Annotated in this window: 17 protein-coding genes; 12 read left to right on the top strand and 5 right to left on the bottom strand. The window is 74.2% G+C overall.

Annotation, left to right across the window (positions count from 1 at the left end; translation table 11 throughout):
• Positions 1-24 precede the first annotated feature (24 nt).
• The 5 genes from AB0K17_RS07170 to AB0K17_RS07150 are packed head-to-tail and all read left to right on the top strand — an operon-like array spanning position 25 to position 4,924.
• The gene (locus AB0K17_RS07170; protein ID WP_365964572.1) at positions 25-393 is read left to right on the top strand and encodes an antibiotic biosynthesis monooxygenase family protein; all 369 of its coding nucleotides are present in this window, start codon (positions 25-27) and stop codon (positions 391-393) included.
• Entirely contained in the window at positions 390-1,649 is a 1,260-nt protein-coding gene (locus tag AB0K17_RS07165; protein WP_365982387.1) for a beta-ketoacyl-[acyl-carrier-protein] synthase family protein, read from the top strand. Before AB0K17_RS07170 ends, AB0K17_RS07165 begins: the two co-directional genes overlap by 4 nt.
• 5 nt (positions 1,650-1,654) lie before the next feature.
• A complete protein-coding gene (locus tag AB0K17_RS07160) occupies positions 1,655-2,863 on the top strand; it encodes a ketosynthase chain-length factor (protein ID WP_365982386.1) in 1,209 nt (402 codons plus the stop codon).
• Positions 2,860-3,912: a ketoacyl-ACP synthase III family protein gene (locus AB0K17_RS07155; RefSeq protein WP_365982385.1), complete on the top strand. Its 1,053-nt coding sequence runs from the start codon at positions 2,860-2,862 to the stop codon at positions 3,910-3,912. Before AB0K17_RS07160 ends, AB0K17_RS07155 begins: the two co-directional genes overlap by 4 nt.
• A gap of 10 nt (positions 3,913-3,922) precedes the next feature.
• Positions 3,923-4,924 (top strand): acyltransferase domain-containing protein, encoded by a 1,002-nt coding sequence (locus AB0K17_RS07150; protein WP_365982384.1) that lies wholly within the window; start codon positions 3,923-3,925, stop codon positions 4,922-4,924.
• Here AB0K17_RS07150 and AB0K17_RS07145 read toward each other — a convergent pair.
• Positions 4,902-5,762 carry a class I SAM-dependent methyltransferase gene (locus AB0K17_RS07145; RefSeq protein ID WP_365982383.1) on the bottom strand — a complete coding sequence of 287 codons (861 nt, stop codon included), beginning with the start codon at positions 5,760-5,762 and terminating at the stop codon, positions 4,902-4,904. The genes AB0K17_RS07150 and AB0K17_RS07145 overlap by 23 nt on opposite strands.
• Positions 5,763-5,967: 205 nt before the next feature.
• On the opposite strand from AB0K17_RS07145, the gene AB0K17_RS07140 reads away from it, so the two are divergent.
• From AB0K17_RS07140 to AB0K17_RS07120, 5 genes are read left to right on the top strand one after another with little or no spacing between them, the layout of a single operon-like run.
• Entirely contained in the window at positions 5,968-6,405 is a 438-nt protein-coding gene (locus AB0K17_RS07140) for an ester cyclase (protein WP_365964578.1), read from the top strand.
• Entirely contained in the window at positions 6,402-7,451 is a 1,050-nt protein-coding gene (locus tag AB0K17_RS07135; RefSeq protein WP_365964579.1) for a methyltransferase, read from the top strand. Before AB0K17_RS07140 ends, AB0K17_RS07135 begins: the two co-directional genes overlap by 4 nt.
• Positions 7,448-8,344, top strand: coding sequence for an alpha/beta fold hydrolase (locus AB0K17_RS07130; protein ID WP_365982382.1), 897 nt, complete (start codon positions 7,448-7,450; stop codon positions 8,342-8,344). The genes AB0K17_RS07135 and AB0K17_RS07130 overlap by 4 nt, the downstream gene beginning before the upstream one ends.
• Before the next feature lie 11 nt (positions 8,345-8,355).
• Entirely contained in the window at positions 8,356-9,705 is a 1,350-nt protein-coding gene (locus AB0K17_RS07125; protein WP_365982381.1) for a P450-derived glycosyltransferase activator, read from the top strand.
• A complete protein-coding gene (locus tag AB0K17_RS07120) occupies positions 9,702-11,009 on the top strand; it encodes an activator-dependent family glycosyltransferase (RefSeq protein WP_365982380.1) in 1,308 nt (435 codons plus the stop codon). The genes AB0K17_RS07125 and AB0K17_RS07120 overlap by 4 nt, the downstream gene beginning before the upstream one ends.
• On the opposite strand, the gene AB0K17_RS07115 is transcribed toward AB0K17_RS07120, so the two are convergent.
• The 4 genes from AB0K17_RS07115 to AB0K17_RS07100 form a co-directional block, all read right to left on the bottom strand.
• Positions 10,986-13,274 (bottom strand): excinuclease ABC subunit UvrA, encoded by a 2,289-nt coding sequence (locus tag AB0K17_RS07115; RefSeq protein WP_365964583.1) that lies wholly within the window; start codon positions 13,272-13,274, stop codon positions 10,986-10,988. The genes AB0K17_RS07120 and AB0K17_RS07115 overlap by 24 nt on opposite strands.
• Before the next feature lie 154 nt (positions 13,275-13,428).
• Positions 13,429-14,979 (bottom strand): multicopper oxidase domain-containing protein, encoded by a 1,551-nt coding sequence (locus AB0K17_RS07110; protein ID WP_365982379.1) that lies wholly within the window; start codon positions 14,977-14,979, stop codon positions 13,429-13,431.
• A complete protein-coding gene (locus AB0K17_RS07105; protein ID WP_365982377.1) occupies positions 14,976-15,398 on the bottom strand; it encodes a hypothetical protein in 423 nt (140 codons plus the stop codon). Before AB0K17_RS07105 ends, AB0K17_RS07110 begins: the two co-directional genes overlap by 4 nt.
• The gene (locus AB0K17_RS07100) at positions 15,395-15,742 is read right to left on the bottom strand and encodes a darcynin family protein (protein ID WP_365964586.1); all 348 of its coding nucleotides are present in this window, start codon (positions 15,740-15,742) and stop codon (positions 15,395-15,397) included. Before AB0K17_RS07100 ends, AB0K17_RS07105 begins: the two co-directional genes overlap by 4 nt.
• Before the next feature lie 95 nt (positions 15,743-15,837).
• On the opposite strand from AB0K17_RS07100, the gene AB0K17_RS07095 reads away from it, so the two are divergent.
• Complete coding sequence (locus tag AB0K17_RS07095; protein WP_365982376.1) at positions 15,838-16,557, top strand: TetR/AcrR family transcriptional regulator; 720 nt, start codon at positions 15,838-15,840, stop codon at positions 16,555-16,557.
• A 43-nt stretch (positions 16,558-16,600) separates the two neighbouring features.
• Positions 16,601-17,512: a universal stress protein gene (locus AB0K17_RS07090; RefSeq protein ID WP_365964588.1), complete on the top strand. Its 912-nt coding sequence runs from the start codon at positions 16,601-16,603 to the stop codon at positions 17,510-17,512.

Raw genomic sequence — 17,512 nt, 5'->3', positions numbered from 1 at the left:
GCAACTGCGAGGTTTGGAGCAGCAATGCCGCTTCCCGGACCCGGTGCCGAGGGCGCCGGGGTCACCTTCGTCAACCGGTTCACCCTGCACGACGCGGCGGGTGGTGCCGAGGAGTTCGAGAAGGTCTTCGCCGAGACGGCGGAGTTCCTCTGCCGGCAACCCGGCTTCCGCCACCACACCCTGCTGGTGCCGGCCGGTCCCCCGGACGGCGGGGGGCCGCACTACGTCAACGTCGCCGTCTGGGACGACGAGGCCGCCTTCCGTGCGGCCCTCGCCCGGCCCGGCTTCGGCGCGCACGCCGCGGCCCTGCGCGCCCTGAGCAGCAGCGAGCCGGCGCTCTACCGCCCCCGGCAGGTGCGGGTGGCGCCCACCGCGCAGGGGGGAGCGCGGTGAGCCGGCGGGTGGTGGTCACCGGGCTGGGCGTGGTCGCCCCCGGTGCCACGGGCACCGGCCGCTTCTGGGAGTTCCTGCTGTCGGGGGCCACCGCCACCCGGCCCATCAGCACCTTCGACGCCTCGCCGTTCCGGTCCCGGATCGCCGCGGAGTGCGACTTCGACCCGCTGGCGGCGGGGCTGTCCGAGGAGGACGTCCAGCGCCTGGACCGGGCGGCACAGTTCGCCCTGGCCGCGGGCCGGGAGGCGCTCGCCGACAGCGGGCTGCCGGCCGGTGACGGGCGGGCGCACCGGGTGGGCGTGTGCGTGGGCTCCGCGGTGGGCTGCACGCAGAAGCTCGAGTCCGAGTACGTGGCGGTCAGCGACGGCGGCGCGCACTGGGTCGTCGCGCCCGCCAAGGCGTCGGCGCACCTCTACGACCACTTCGTGCCCAGCTCCATCGCCGCCGAACTGGCCTGGCTGGCGGGCGCGGAGGGGCCGGTGAGCATGGTCTCCTCGGGGTGCACCTCGGGGATCGACTCGATCGGCTACGCCTGTGAGCTGATCCGGGAGGGCTCGGCCGACGCGATGGTCACCGGGGGCGTGGACGCCCCCATCGCCCCGATCACGGTGGCCTGCTTCGACGCGATCAGGGCCACCTCCGACCACAACGACACCCCTGCCACCGCCTCCCGTCCCTTCAGCCGCAGCCGCAACGGCTTCGTGCTGGGCGAGGGCGGTGCCGTGGTGGTGCTGGAGGAGGCGCAGGCGGCGGCCCGCCGGGGCGCCCGCATCTACGCGGAGATCGCCGGGTACGCCTCGCGCAGCAACGCCTACCACATGACCGGGCTGCGCGCCGACGGTGCGGAGATGGCTGCGGCGATCACCGCCGCGCTGGACGAGGCCCGCTGCGACCCGGGGGACGTCGGCTACGTCAACGCGCACGGCACCGCCACCAAGCAGAACGACCGGCACGAGACGGCCGCGTTCAAGAAGGCCCTGGGCCCGCACGCGCACCGGGTGCCGATCAGCTCCATCAAGTCCATGATCGGGCACTCGCTCGGCGCGGTCGGCTCCCTGGAGGTCGCCGCGACCGCGCTGGCCGTCGCGCACGGGGCGATCCCGCCCACCGCGAATCTGCACGACCCCGACCCCGAACTCGACCTGGACTACGTGCCGCTGACGGCGCGCGAGCAGAAGGTCGAGCGGGCGCTGACGGTCGGCAGCGGGTTCGGCGGGTTCCAGAGCGCCATGCTGCTGCGCCGGTACGGGGGGTGAGGGGGATGGTCCGTACGGTCGTGACGGGCATCGGGGTCGTGGCGCCCAACGGGGTGGGCACCGACGCCTACTGGAAGGCCGTCCTCGCGGGGAGCAACGGCATCGGGCCGCTCACGCGCTTCGACGCCACGGGCTTTCCCGTCTGCCTCGCGGGGGAGGTGGACGGCTTCGTCCCCGGCGACCACCTGCCCGGCCGGATGCTGGTGCAGACCGATCCGATGACGCAGTACGCCCTGGCGGCCGCCGACTGGGCGCTGGCCGAGTCGGGGACCGCCCCCGGCTCGCCGCTGACGGGCGGGGTGATCACCGCCAGCGCCTCGGGCGGCTTCCACTTCGGCCAGCGGGAGCTGCAGCACCTGTGGGCGAAGGGGCCCGGGCACGTCAGCGCCTACATGTCCTTCGCGTGGTTCTATGCGGTCAACACCGGCCAGATCGCGATCCGGCACGACCTGCGGGGCCCGGTGGGGGTGGTCGTCGCCGAGCAGGCGGGCGGCCTGGACGCCCTGGCGCACGCCCGGCGCAAGGTCGCCGGCGGCGCGGAGGTGGTGGTCACCGGCGCGGTGGACTCGGCGCTGTGCCCGTACGGCATGGCCGCGCAGGTCGCCTCGGGCCGGCTCAGCACCTCGGCCGACCCCGCCGCCGCGTACCTGCCCTTCGACCGGCGGGCGGGCGGGCACGTGCCCGGCGAGGGCGGGGCGATCCTCGTCGTCGAGGAGGCGGGGCGGGCCGCCGCCCGGGGCGCCGCCGTGTACGGGGAGATCGCGGGCCACGGCGCCTGCTTCGACCCGCCGCCCGGCTCCGGCCGCCGCTCCACCCTCGCGCGGGCGATCACCACGGCGCTCGCCGACGCCGGGCTGGAGGCGGACGCCATCGACGTGGTCCTCGCCGACGCGGCGGCGATCCCGGAGCTGGACGCGGCCGAGGCCGAGGCCCTGGCGGAGGTGTTCGGGCCGCGCGGGGTGCCGGTGACGGCGCCCAAGACGCTCACCGGACGGCTGTACTCGGGGGCAGGCCCGCTGGACGTGGTCACCGCGCTGCTCGCCCTGCGCGAGGGCGTGGCTCCGCCGACCGCCCATGTCACCGACCTCGACGACGACCTGCCCGTGGACCTGGTGCGCGAGCGCCCCCGGCCCGTCGGCGGCGGTGCGGCGCTGGTGGTGGCCCGGGGCTACGGCGGTTTCAACAGCGCGCTCGTGGTGCGGAGGACGCGGTGAACGACGGTGCCCCCGAGCTGTACATCGCCGGCTGCGGCACCTGGCTGCCGCCCGCGGTCCCCGTCGAGCAGGCCCTGGCGGCCGGGGACTGCGACGAGAGGCTGGCGGCGTCGACCGCGATGCTGTCGGTGACCGTCGCCGACAAGGAGGCCGCCCCGGAGATGGCCGCGCTGGCCGCCCGCACCGCCCTGGACCGGGCCGGGGCGGGCCCGGGGGACATCGACCTGGTGCTGCACGCCAGCCTGTACTTCCAGGGCCACCACCTGTGGGCGCCCGCGTCGTACGTGCAGCGCGTGGCGGTGGGCAACAGGTGCCCGGCGATGGAGGTGCGCCAGGTCTCCAACGGCGGCATGGCCGCCCTCGAGCTGGCCCGCGCCTATCTCACGGCCGGGCCCGGCCGCAAGGCCGCGCTGGTCACCACCGGGGACCGGATGAGCGCCCCGGGCTTCGACCGCTGGCGCAGCGACCCGGGCACGGTCTACGCCGACGGCGGCACCGCGCTGGTGCTCTCGCGCACCGGCGGCTTCGCCCGGCTGCGCAGCCTGGTCACCGTCACCGATCCGGACCTGGAGGGCATGCACCGCGGCGGCCCCGCGTTCGGCGCCCCGTCCCTGGACGAGCTGCCGGTCGTCGACCTCGACGCGCACAAGCGCGCCTACGTCGCGGAAGCCGGTTCCTCCTTCACCGTCGTACGGGTCGGTGCCGGCCAGCGCGAGGCGCTGACGGCGGCGCTGGCCGCGGCCGGCGTGGAACTGGGCGACATCGCCCGTGTGGTGCTGCCCCACATGGGGTGGCGCCGGCTGCGGGCCGCCTTCTTCAACAAGCTGGACCTCGCGGTGGAGCGCACCACCTGGGAGTGGGGCCGGCGGGTGGGGCACCTGGGCGGCGGCGACCCGATCGCGGGCTTCGACCATCTGGTCGCCTCCGGCCTGCTCGCCCGGGGCGAGCTGTGCCTGCTGGTGAGCGTGGGGGCCGGATTCAGCTGGTCGTGTGCGGTGGTGGAGCTGCTGCACCGCCCGTCGTGGGCGGCCGAGGGGGCCGCCCGGTGAGGAGTCGCTGATGGACACCCGTGCGATCGTCCTGCTGTTCCCGGGGCAGGGGTCCCAGTACGCCCGGATGGCGGCGGGACTCTACGGGCACGAGCCGGAGTTCACGGCCGCGATGGACGAGGCGTTCGCGGCCTTCGGCCCGGACGGGAGGGCGCTGCGTACCGACTGGCTGGCCGCCTCCCCTGCCGTACCGGTGGACCATGTCACCCGGTCGCAGCCGCTGCTGTTCGCGGTCGGCCATGCGCTGGGGCGGATGCTGCTGCGGCGCGGCGTCGAGCCTGCGGCCCTGCTCGGGCACAGCGTCGGGGAGATGGCCGCGGCCGTGCTGGCGGGGGTGTTCACGCTCGAGGACGCGGCCGCGCTCCTGCTGGACCGGGTGCACCGGCTCGCGGCGGCCCCGCCGGGCGGGATGCTGGCGGTCGCAGCCACGGCGGCGGCGCTGGAGCCGTTCGTGACCGGCGAGGTGGTGGTGGCGGCCGTCAACGCGCCGCGCCAGACGATACTGGCCGGGCCCGAGGGCCCGCTCGCCGAGGTCGCGCGGGCGCTCGCGGAGGCGGGCCTGACCTGCCGGCCGGTGCCCTCGCTCACCGCCTTCCACAGCCCGTCGCTGACCGCGGCCACCGCCGGCGCCGTCGAACGCTTCGCCGCAACCGCCGTCGCCGCGCCGCGCATCGGGCTGTACTCGGGCTACCGGGCCGGGCCGCTCACCGCCGAGCTGGCCGCCGACCCCGCGTACTGGGCCGGGCACCCGGTGGAGCCGGTGCGCTTCTGGCCCGCGCTCGACGCGGTCCTGCGCCGCCACACCGGTGCGGTGTGCGTGGAGGCGGGCCCGGGCCAGGGGCTGAGCACGATCGCCCGGCAGCATCCGGCCGTCCGGGGCGGTACGAGCCGGGTGGTACCGCTGCTGCCGGCGCGGGCCGGGGCGCCGGAGGCGGACCGCGAGGCGCTGGCCGCCGCGTTCGCAGCGCTCGGTGCGTACGTCCCCGGGCTCAGCGGCGCACTGCTGCGGTGACGAACCGGACCGGCACGTCGATCACCACCCGCCCGCTGTCGTCGGCGAGTTGCTCCAGTCCTTCGATCAGACGGGAGCGCAGCCCGGCGGCGGCCTCCTCCGGCAGGTGCCGCCACAGCAGGGCCATGCCCTGGGTGTGGGACCACTTCACCCACGTCGCGGCCGACGGCGCGGTCATGCGCACCGTCTCGTCCGTGACGACGACGTCGCGGTAGCCGCAGCCCTCGAGGGTGCTCACGAGGTCCTCGGCCCGCTCGAGCCAGCTGTTGAAGCGCTCGACCAGCTCGGCCGGCTGCCACTGCGCGGGCAGGTGGCCGAGCAGCTCGCGCGGAATGAGCGGGGTGAACTCCGGGGGCAGGAAGGGAAAGGTCCCCGCACGGAATTCCGGGCTGGTGAAGGCGATCCGGCCGCCGGCGGCCAGGAGTGCGGTGTAGCGTTCCAGCGCGCCGACGGCGTCGGGCAGGAATATGAGGCTGTAGCTTCCAGTGACGACGTCGAAGGAACCGGGCGGGAATTCCGGTGATTCCGCGTCCATCACCTTAAGATCGACGTTTCCCAGCCCCCGTTCTGCCGCTTCCGCGGCCGCTTCGGCAATCATTCCGGGGGCGATGTCGATGCCGGTGACCAGTCCGCGCGGGCCCACCCGCGCCGCAGCGGGGAAGACGCAGGCGCCCCGGCCGCAGCCGACGTCGAGCACCCGCTCGCCGGGGGCCGGGCGCGCCAGCTCCACCAGCCGCTGCCCCATCGGCGTGAAGAAGTCCACGCCCAACCGGTCGTAGGAGGCCGCCGACCGGTGGAAGGCGTCCGCGACCTGCTGCTTGTAGTCCGCGTCCTGCACGTGCCGCTCCTGCCGTGCTCGGGGCCGGGTGGACTCCCACCGTAGGGGGCCGGGGCTCGAGCACGGCTGGAGCCGCGTTCGAGATCCGTAACAGGGTGCCTCGTGAAACGGCGGACCGTTGCGGCCCTGGCGCTCCGGGCGCTTGTCGCCGCCCCGCGAACGTGCCGAGAATTCCCTGCAGGACCTCGTCGAGGGGAAATACGCAATGAGCGAGCAGATCGACGTCGTACGGCGCATGGTGCGGGCGTACAACACCGGGCGGACCGACGACGTCACGGAATTCATCCATCCCGAGTACCTGAATCCGGGGGCGCTGGAGCACCACCCGGACCTGCGCGGTCCGCAGGCGTTCGCGAACGCCGTGAAATGGCTCAAGTACGCCTTCTCGGAGGAGGCGTACCTGGAGGAGATCGGCTACGAGGAGCACGGTTCCTGGGTGCGGGCGCGGCTGGCCCTGTACGGCCGGCACGTCGGCGACCTGGTGGGCATGCCGGCCACCGGGCGGCGCTTCTCCGGCGAGCAGATCCACCTGGTCAAGGTGGTCGACGGCAAGGTCCGCGACCACCGCGACTGGCCCGACTACCTGGGCACCTACCGGCAGTTGGGCGAGCCGTGGCCCTCGGAGGACGGGTGGCGGCCTTGAGCCGGCCCCGCGACATGGCTGCGCTGACCACGTTGATCCGCCTGGGCAGCCTGCACACGCCGATGGCCGTACGGGTCGCCGCGACGCTGCGGCTCGTGGACCACCTGCAGGCGGGCGCCCGCGGCATCGACGAGCTCGCCCGCCGGACCGGCACCGCGCCGGGGCCCCTGCTGCGGCTGATGCGGCACCTGGTGGCGATCGGCCTGCTGGAGCAGACCGCTCCCGGCGAGTTCGCCCCGACCGAGGTCGGGGCGCTGCTCGCCGACGACCACCCGGCGGCCCAGCGCGCCTGGCACGACCTGACCCAGATCGTCGCCCGCGCCGACGTGGGCTTCACCCGACTGCTGCAGAGCGTGCGCACGGGACGCCCCGCCTACGAGGCGCTCTACGGACGGCCGTTCTACGCCGACCTCGCCCACGACCCCGCGCTGCGCCACTCCTTCGACACGCTGCTGGTGTGCGACCAGGACGTCGCCTACGACGCCCCTGCGGACGCCTACGACTGGAGCGGCGTGCAGCACGTCCTGGACGTCGGCGGCGGTACGGGCGGCTTCCTCGCGGCCGTCGCGAAGCGGGCCCCGCACGCGAGCGGCACCCTGCTGGAGATGCCCGGCGCCACGGAGGCCGCCCGCACCTACCTCGCCGAACGGGGCCTGACGCAGCGGTTCGACGTCGTCGAGGGCGACTTCTTCGCCCCGCTCCCCCGCACCGCCGACGCCGTCCTCCTCTCCTTCGTCCTGCTCAACTGGCCCGACGAGGACGCCGCCCGCATCCTCGCGCGGTGCGCCGAGGCCCTTGAGCCGGGCGGCAGGATCCTCGTGTACGAACGCGACGACCCGCAGGAGAGCGCCTGCAACGAGCAGTTCACCGAACTGGACCTGCGGATGCTGGTCTTCCTCGGCGGGGCGCTGCGCACCCGCGAGCAGTGGGCCGGTCTCGCCGGCTCCGCGGGCCTGGTGGTCGAGTCGGTGCGGCGGCTGCCGTCCCCGACGGTCCCCTACGACTTCTCGCTGCTGGTGCTGGCCCGGACGGAGGAACGACCGTGACCGTACGCCTGGTCGAGGCCGGTGAGGTGACCCTGTGGAGCGAGGCCACCGGTGATCCGGCCGCCCCGCCCCTGCTGCTGATCAGCGGCGGCAATCTGACCGCCAAGGCGTGGCCGCAGGAGTTCGTCGACCGCCTCGCCGCCGGCGGCCACCGCGTCATCCGCTACGACCACCGCGACACCGGCCGGTCGACCCGGCGGGACTTCTTCCAGCACCCCTACGGTTTCGACGAGCTCGTCGCGGACGCCCTCGCGATCCTCGACGGCTGGCAGGTGCCGGCCGCCCACGTGGTGGGCATGTCGCTGGGGCACACCATCGGCCAGCTGCTGGCCCTGGACGCGCCCGAGCGGCTGCTGAGCCTGACCGTGATGCTGGGCGGCGCCCTGGACGTGGACTTCGACGCCGACATCGAACGCGCCGTCAAGGGCGAGCCGCCCACGGGAGCGCTGCCGCTGCCCACCGCGCGCTTCCTTGAGATGCTGGAGCTGATGCGGGAGCCGGCCGAGGGCGCCGAGGCGCTGCTGGAGCGCCGCGTGGCCAAGTGGCGGCTGCTCAACGGCGAGGGCGTGCCCTTCGACGCCGACGAGTTCCGGCGCCGCGAACTGCTCGCCGTCGCCCACGCGGGAACCTTCGAGGAACCCGTCGTGCACCACTTGATCCCCCAGCCGCCCGTCGCCCGCGCCGCCGCACTGGGCCGCGTACGCACACCGGTGCTGGCGATCCAGGCCATGTGCGACCCCGCCGCCCCGCCACCGCACGCCCGGCACCTGGCCGGCCTGATCCCCGGCGCCCGGGTGGCGGAGATCCCGGGCATGGGGCATGCCCTGCCCCTGGCCGTCCACGAACCGCTCGCCGCCGCCATCTGCGCGCACGCCCGCGCCGCCGGCACCTGAGGAGCCCCACGATGCCGACCACCACCACGACGGCCGCGCAGGCGGCCCCCGCCCCCGCCGCGGCGGACGTCACGGACAGCGTGCTGGGCCGCCACCTGCTGACCGTGCGCGGTTTCCACTTCGTCTTCGGCGCACTGGGCGACCCGTACGCCCGGCGGCTGAGCAGCGAGCCCGAGGCGCCCGGTGCGCCGCTGCACGAGCAGGGGCCGCTGCTGCGCAGCAGCCTGGGCGCCTGGGTGACCGGCGACGCGGACACCGCCGCCGCCCTGCTGAGCGACGCACGGCTGGGCGTACGGCACCCGGGCAGCGCGGGCGAGCAGTCGCACGTCCACGACAACGTCTGGGAGACGTGGCGGACGTGCCACGCGACGCCGCTTCCGGAGGACCCCTTCGCCCTCCCCGCCGCCGGCCACGCCCGCCTGGCCGGGCTGGTACGCCCCGTACTGGGTCCGGTGTCCTGCCCGGCCTGGACCGTGGACGCCGAACGGGCCGTGCACCGCGTCCTGGACGGGCTCGGCCCCGCCTCCGCCGCATCCGGCTCCTTCGACCTGGTGGCCGACGTGGTGCGGCCCGCCGTGACCGGCTCGCTCGCCGCCGTCCTGGGCCTGCCCGGGCCCGTACGGCAGGAGCTGGCCGGACTGCTGGCCCACGCCGGCCGGGCCCTGGACGCCACGCTGTGCCCGCAGCGGCTGCCCGACACCCGCGCCATGAACGCCGCCCTCGCACGCGTACGGCACCTGCTCGACGGTGTGCTCGCGGCCGGGCCGTCGGCGGACGCCACGGGCGCCCTGCTCGCCGTCGCCGGCGACGACGAGCAGGCCCGGGCCGCCCTCCCCGGCGCCTGCACCCTCCTGACCGTCGCGGCCGGCGAACTGGCCGCCGTGACCGTGACCAACGCCCTGCTCACCCTGCTGGACCACCCCGACCAGTGGGCGCTGCTGCGCGCCGACCCCGATCGGGCCCCGGACGCCGTCGAGGAGACGCTGCGCTGGGCACCGCCCGTACGGATGCACAGCCTGATCACGCAGGAGCCGCTGACGGTGGCCGGGCAGGACCTGGCGGCCGACCACCACGTGGTGGTCGTCGTCGACGCCGCCCACCGGGACCCGCGGCTGCACGAGGACCCGGAGCGCTTCGACATCACCCGCCCCCGGCGGTCCGGCTTCCGGCTGCTGCCGACCGCCGGTGCCGGGTACGACGAGGTGGTGGCGCCACTGGTACGGCTGCAGTCCGCCGTGGTGCTGCGGGCCGTCGCCGACCGCTTGCCGCGGCTGCGCCTCGCCGGCGAGGTGCTGCGGCGCGCCCGCTCGCCGATCACCCGGGCGCCGCTGTCGGTGCCGTGCACCGGGGACCGCGCATGAAGGTGCTGCTCACGGCGTTCGCCATGGACGCGCACCTCAACGGGGTGGTACCGCTGGCCTGGGCGCTGCGGACGGCGGGGCACGAGGTCCGGGTGGCGAGCCAGCCTGCGCTGACCGGGAGCATCACCCGGGCGGGCCTGACGGCCGTGCCGGTGGGCACGGACCACCGGATCGACGAGGTGATGGGGGCGGCGGCACCGGGGGTGTTCGCCCTCCACGGGAACCCGGACTACCTCGAAGTGCGGCCGGAGCTGCTGGGCGGGGACTTCCTGGTGGCGTCGCACACGATGCTCACCGCCGTCTACTACGCCGTGATCAACAACGACTCGATGGTCGACGACCTGGTGGACTTCGTCCGCTGGTGGCGGCCGGAGCTGGTGATCCGGGAGCCGTTCACCTTCGCCGGCGCGGTCGCCGCGCAGGCCGGCGGTGCCGTGCACGCCCGCCTGCTGTGGGGGCCGGATCTGTTCCTGCGGATGTACGACCGGTTCCGGCAGGTCCTCGACGCCGCCCCGGCCGCACTGCGCGACGACTCGCTGCGCGAGTGGCTGACGTGGACCCTCGGCCGCTACGGCGAGGAGTTCCATCCGGACGTCGTCACCGGGCAGTTCACGATCGACCAGATGCCGCCCGGCGCGCGCCTCGACATGCACCGGCCCGTGGTGGGGATGCGCTTCGTCCCGTACAACGGGCCGCTGCCCGCGGTCGTGCCGCACTGGCTGCGCCGGGATCCCGAGCGGCCGCGGGTCTGCCTGACCCAGGGCATCACGGAGCGCAGCGGCACCGGTTTCGCCGGCATGGCCGGCGCCGGGGAGGTGCTCGAAGCCATCGCGGAGCTGGACGCCGAGGTCGTCGCCACCGTCAGGCCCGCCGCCCGGGCGGCGTTGCCGGTGCTGCCGTCCAACGTCCGCATCGTGGACAGCGTGCCGCTGCACGCGGTGCTGCCGGGCTGTGCGGCGGTGGTGCACCACGGCGGCGCGGGCACATGGGCGACGGCGGCCCTGTACGGGGTGCCGCAGCTGGTGCTGGCCCGGCAGTGGGACGACGTCTTCCGCGCCCGGCGGCTGGAGGAGCTCGGTGCGGGGCTGTGCCTGGCGCAGGAGCCGGGCGGCGGGGCGGAGGCGGTCCGCAAGGGGCTCGCCCGGCTGCTGGAGGAGCCCTCCTTCGCGCAGAGCGCCGGCCGGCTGCGGCGGGAGATGCTCGCCACGCCCTCCCCCAACGCGGTGGTGCCGCTGCTGGAGGAACGCGTGGCTGCGCTCAGGGCCGGCGGGCCGTTGACGTCAGGTCGTCCGGCCGGGCAGTGACGTGGCGCCGGGCAGTGACGCGGCGAGGAAGACGCCGGTCAGGGAGTGCTCCGCCGTGGCCAGCTCGGCCGGCGTCCCCTCGAAGACCACCTCGCCGCCGGAGCTGCCGCCGCCGGGGCCCAGGTCGATGACCCAGTCGGCCTTCTTGACCACGTCGAGGTTGTGCTCGATGACGACGACGGAGTTGCCGCGGTCGACGAGGCCGTCGATGACGTGCAGCAGGCTGTCGATGTCCGACATGTGCAGTCCGGTGGTGGGCTCGTCCATCACGTAGATGCTGCCCTTCTTGCCCAGTTCGGTGGCGAGCTTGATGCGCTGGCACTCGCCGCCGGAGAGGGTGTTCAGCGGCTGGCCGAGCTGCAGGTAGCCCAGGCCGACCTCGTTGATCGAGCGCAGCGTCCCGGCGATGCGCGGTTCGGTGAAGAACTCGGCCGCCTCCCCCGCGCTCATGCCCAGCACGTCGTTGATGGTGCGGCCGCGCAGGGTGCAGCGCAGCACCTCGTCGGTGAACCGCCGGCCCGCGCACACCTCGCACGTGGTGATCATCGGGTCCATGAAGGCGAGGTCGGTGTAGATGATGCCCAGGCCCTGGCAACCGGGACAGGCACCCTCGGAGTTGAAGCTGAAGAGAGAGGCGCTGACGTCGTTCTCCCGGGCGAACAGGCGCCGGATCTCGTCCATGATGCCGGTGTAGGTGGCGGGGTTGGAGCGCCGGTTGGTGCTCACCGCGGACTGGTCGATGACCACGGCGGAGGGGTGCTGGCGCAGGAAGACGTCGTGGATGAGGGTGGACTTGCCGGATCCGGCGGGCCCGGTCACCACGGTCAGCACCCCGGTGGGGATGCGGACGGTGACGTCCTTGAGGTTGTGCACGGCCGCGTGGGAGACGAGCATGTGGCCGGCGGGCCGCCGGACCTCCGGTTTGATGCCGAGCTCGCGCTTCATGAACCGGCCGGTGAGGGTGTCCGCCGCGCACAGCCCGGGCACGTCGCCCTGGTAGACGATCTCGCCGCCGTGCCGGCCGGCCCGCGGTCCGAGGTCGATGACGTGCTCGGCCATCTCGATGATGTCGCGGTCGTGCTCGACCACCAGGACGGTGTTGCCCTTCTCCGCCAGTTCCTGCAGGAGGGCGCTCAGCCGCCGTACGTCGCTGGGGTGCAGCCCGATGGTGGGCTCGTCGAAGATGTAGACGACGTCCACGAGGGAGCTGTTGAGGTGGCGGACCATCTTGATCCGCTGCGACTCGCCGCCGGAGAGGGTGGAGGTCTCGCGGTTGAGGCTGAGGTAGTCGAGCCCGAGCTCGACGAGGTGCTCCAGGCGCTGGACGAGGTTGGCGACGAGCGTGCCGACCGTGGGGTTGTCGACCTTCTTGACCGCGGCCATCAGGTCGCCGATCTCGAGGGAGGCGAGTTCGGCGATGTTGCGGCCGTTGATGAGGCAGCCGAGGGCCGCCTTGTTCAGCCGCCGGCCGTCGCAGGTGCGGCAGGTGGACACGGACACGACGCGCTCGAGTGCCCGGCGGTTCCTGGCGCTCATCTCGTCGGGTTCCTTGCGCAGGTACACGCGGTTGAACTTCTCGATCAGCCCCTCGTACTTGGAGTTGATCTGCCCGCCCTGCCAGTCCAGCGGGATGGAGCCCTGTGCGCCGTGCAGGAGCGCCTGCCACTCGGCCTCGGTGAAGTCGGCGAGCCTCTTGTCGTTGTCGAAGAGGCCGGAGTTGGCGTACAGCTTCCAGAACCAGCCGCCGACCGCGAAGGCCGGGTGCCGGATCGCGCCCTGGTTGAGGGACTTGGAGGTGTCCAGGAGCTTGCCGAGGTCGAGCTCCACCCGGCGGCCGAGCCCCTCGCAGTCCGGGCACATGCCGGCGGGGTCGTTGAAGGAGAAGGCGTTGGAGTAGCCGACCCAGGGGTCGCCGGCGCGCGAGTAGAGCAGGCGCAGCAGGGCGTAGATGTCCGTGATGGTGCCGACGGTGGAGCGGGAGTTCCCGCCGATCCGCTTCTGGTCGATGATGACCGCCGTCGACAGGTTCGCGATCACGTCCGCGTCGGGCTGGCCGTACTTGGGCAGGCGGTTGCGGACGAACGCGGTGAAGGTCTCATTCAGCTGCCGCTGCGACTCCGCCGCGACCGTGTCGAAGACCAGCGAGGACTTCCCGGACCCGGACACGCCGGTGAACACGGTCACCTTGTGCTTGGGGATCTCGACCGAGACGTTCTTGAGGTTGTTCTCGCGGGCGCCGATGATCTGGATGTTCTTCTGCTGCATGAGCCTTCCTCGGGTTGAGGGGCGAGCCGGTGCGAACCGGGGACGGAACTGCGTCGCGCGCTCGTTCCTCACGCTAGCGACGATCGCGGACACCTTGTGGCCGCAATTGGCCGCGGGCGCCGGGAAGGGCGTCATTCGTCGCGCCCACCTGTCGTCAGACCACCCGGAAATTCGCCATCATCGCCATGTCCTCGTGTTCGAGGTTGTGGCAGTGCAGCATGTAACGGCCCTTGTAGCCGGTGAACCGCACGAGGACCTCGACCACCTCGTACGGGCGGACGTCGACGGTGTCCTTCCAGCCGGCGTCCGCCGCCCCCGGCCCCCGGCCGCCGCGGGCGACCACCTGGAACTGGCCCAGGTGCACGTGCACGGGGTGGTGGAAGTCGCTGCTGAAGCGCCAGCGTTCCACCGTGCCCAGCCGCGGGGAGGCCAGGACCGCATCGGTGGCGAACGGCCGCCCGTTGATCGTCCACATCTGCCGGTCGTCCGGGCCGTGCGTGCGGCGGAAGTCGAAGGTGCGCACCGGCATCGTCCGGTCCGGGACGAGGGTGGTGAACGAGGGCGACAGACGGGCCGGCACCCGGCTGTCGTCCTTTCCCTTGCGCACGACGCGGAAGCGCATCACGTCGCGCATGCCGCCCCTGGCCGCGGTGTTGCGCAAGGTGAGCTCGCTGCCGAGGGGGAAGGCCGAGAAGTCGACGACGACGTCGCAGCGTTCGCCGGGTGCCATGGCGAGGTCCTGCACGGGCCGGGGCGCGGCCAGCAGGCCCCCGTCGCTGCCGATCTGGACGAACCGCGCGGGCCCACCGTCGCGCACGTCCAGCCGCAGCTGGTAGCGGCGGGCGTTGGAGGCGTTGAGCAGCCGGAGGCGGTAGCGGGTGGCGCAGACGTCCAGGACGGGCCAGGGCGCGCCGTTGACGAGCTGGACGTCGCCGAGCACGCCGTCCGGGAACGCGTCGTGGTCGTGCCGGGCGGGGTAGCGGAAGGAACCGTCCTCCTCGAAGGAGCGGTCGCACAGCATCAGGGGCACGTCGCGCTCCCCGCGCGGCAGCGGCAGCCGGTCCTCCTCCGCGTCGGTGACGAGGAAGAAGCCGGCCAGGCCGCGCCAGACCTGCGGGGCGCTGAAGTCCATGCGGTGATCGTGGTACCAGAGGGTCGCGGCCCGTTGCGGCAGCGGATACTCGTAGCTGCGGTACCCCACGGCCGTGCGCCCGCCGTGTGCGGCGGCCATGCCGTCGTCCGTCCCGCCGGGCGTGCAGCGCACGGGCAGCAGCAGGTCGGTGGGGTGGCCGTCGGACTCGGGCGGGGTGACGCCGCCGTGCAGGTGGGTGACGGTGGGCACGGCGAGGCTGTTGCGCACCCGCAGCACGGTGCGGCGCCCGGAGCGGGCGGCGAAGGTCGGGCCGGGGAAGTTCCCGTCGTACCCCCACACCGTGGTGCTGCGGCCGGGCAGGATCTGCACCGTGCCTTCCCGCTGCTCGACCTCGTAGAAGTCGGTGCCGTGCGCGCTGCGCACCGGCCGGGCCACCGGCGGCACGGGCAGCGGCACGGCGAAGGGCCGGGGCAGCGGGCCCGCGCTGGCCAGGACGCGCCCGGTGGACGCCGTGGCGAGGCGGGACCAGCCGGCCGCGCCCACCGTGATCGCCGCTCCGGCGGCGACGGTCAGTCCGAGGAACCCCCGCCGGCCCGGGAGAGGGGGCCTCACCCGGCCACCCCCGCCGACGCGGGGCGGGCGAAGGCGTGCCGGGCGAAGGCCCAGCAGGTCAGGCCTGCCGCGCAGCCGAAGACGGCCATGCCGAGCGGCAGGTGTCCGGCCAGGATCCGCGCCTCCCCCAGCCCTTGCTGCACGCCGACGAGGGCGACCAGCACCGCGCTGGCCACGGCCGGCCACAGGGGCCCGCGCGCGGCGCGCCACACGGCCAGCGCCGCGGCCGTCTGCAGGACGGTGAGGGCACTGAGCACGCCGGCGTTGGCCGCGTGCCAGGCGAGGAGGTCGAGGTCGCCGGTGACGAACAGACCGGCCAGTGCCGCCTGCGCCAGGGTGTCCAGCAGCACCAGCACGGCCACGGTCCGCAGGGCCGCCAGCGGCCAGCGGCGCGCGGGCGGGTGTCCGTGCAGGGTCATCGGGGGCCGGCCGTGGAGGTCAGGGCCTGCTCGTAGGCGTGGAAGCCGTCCTCGACGCCCAGGAGGACGTCGTTGAAGGCCAGGTAGCCCTCGGCGATGATCGGCGTGTCGCGCAGGGCCTCGATCAGGAAGTAGTACGCGCCCAGGTCCTGCGTCTCCAGCAGGGCGAAGTCGGAGAAGCGGCCGTTGAAGGCCTCGGCGTCGAAGAAGCGGGCCTTCACCCGGTCCGCGTAGGCGGCGAAGACCGGCTCCAGGTGCCGGGCGCGCAAGGCGTTGCGCTCCTCGCGCGAGAGGGCGAGCCAGCGCGGCGTGACCGTGTACGTCAGGACGATGCCGTAGGTCATGAGAGTCCCCCGAGAGATTTGCTAACACCGTTAACTTTCGGCACAAGCTAAAGTTACGGGTGTTCACTTTGTCAAGAGAAGGCGAGGGCACCCTCGTGCCGGGCACATCGGGAACCCCAGCCGGCGGACGCCGCCACCGCGTCCGCGAACAGGCCCTGACCGAGATCCTGGACACCGGCCGCCGGCTCCTGGTCGAGGAGGGGCCCTCCGCCGTCACGCTGCGGGCCATCGCCCGCGAGATGGGCATGACCGCACCCGCCCTCTACCGCTACTACGCCGGCCACCGGGACCTCGTCCAGGCCCTGGTCTCGCGCCTGTACGACGAGCTGGCGGCCTCGCTGGCCGAGGCCCGCGAGCGCCGGCCGGCCGACGACCCGGGCGGGCGGCTGCGGGAGGTGTGCCGGCAGCTGCGCCGCTGGGCGCTGGCCCACCCCCGCGAATTCGGGCTGCTGTTCGCCAAGCCGGTCACCGACGCCGACACCGCACCCGGGTCGGCCGCGCACGACCCCAGCTGGCGCTTCGGCACGATCCTCCTGGAGCTGATGGTCCAGCTGTGGCGCCGCGGCACCATCACGCCGCCGGCGGGACTGGATCCGGCGTGGACGGTCCAACTGGAGGAGGTGCGCGAGCACCTGGCCGGCGAGCCCGTCCCCCTGGAGGTCATCTACGTCTTCGTCTCCTGCTGGGCCCGCATCTACGGCGCGGTGGCCGTCGAGGTGTTCGGCCACCTCGACTTCGCCCTCACGGACCCCGAACCGCTCTTCGAGCACGCCCTGCGCGAGGTCCTGGCCGCCCTGGGCACCCCGGAGGCATAGCCACAGCGGCCCGAATCGCGGACCTGCGCCACCACGCGGCATCGTGGAAGGTGACGTCCGGTACGACAGCGAGGTGGTGGACGCGGTGGAGCGACCCCTGGTCGTGGGCGCGGACGGCTCCCCCGGCAGCCTGCCCGCCCTGGACTGGGCCGCCGCCGAGGCGGCCCGGCGCGGGCTGCCGCTGCGCATCGTGTGCGCCTCGCTGTTCGAGCGCTACGAGGCCCAGCTGCCCTCGGCCGGCGGGGAGGACCTCCCCGAACAGATGCTGGCCGAGCACGTCGCCGCCTCGGCCGGGCAGCGCGTCCGGCAGGCGGCCCCCGGGCTCGACGTGCACACCGAGGTCCTGCCGGCCGAGCCGGTGGACGCCCTGGTGGAGGAGTCGCGCCGGGCGTCCTTGCTGGTCACCGGCTCCTCCGGGCGCGGTGCCGTGCGGGAGCTGCTGCTGGGCTCGGTGAGCCTGTCGGTGGCGGGCCGGGCGCACTGCCCGGTGGTGGTCGTGCGCGGCACCGAGGAGAACGTCCGGGGCGACGGCCGGCGCGTCGTCGTGGGCGTCGGCCGGGAGGAGGAGGCCCCGGCGGCCGTGGAATTCGCCGTGGCCGCGGCGCAGCTGCGCGGCTGCGAGGTGGAGGCGGTACGGGCCTGGCGCAGCCCGCAGCAGCAGGCCGACCCCCTCGTCGTGCTGGACCAGGCCGCCCGGGCCTATGCCGAGCAGGCCGCCGCCCTGCTGGAGGACTCCCTGCGCGCCCCGCTGGAGCACCATCCCGGGGTCACCGTCCGGCGCACGGTCGTCGAGGGCCCGGCGCACAAGGCCCTGGTGCGGCTGTCGGCCGGGGCGGCCCTGCTGGTCGTCGGGGCCACCCGGCGGCACGGCCTGCGCGGCCTGCAGCTGGGCCGGGTCAGCCACCGTGCGCTGCACCACGCGCCGTGCCCGGTCGCCGTCGTCCCGCACGAGTGA

Source organism: Streptomyces sp. NPDC049585, assembly GCF_040675615.1.
Classification (GTDB): Bacteria; Actinomycetota; Actinomycetes; order Streptomycetales; family Streptomycetaceae; genus Streptomyces; species Streptomyces luteosporeus.
The sequence above is the reverse complement of the archived record's forward strand: the minus strand, read 5'-3'. Positions and strand labels throughout refer to the sequence as shown.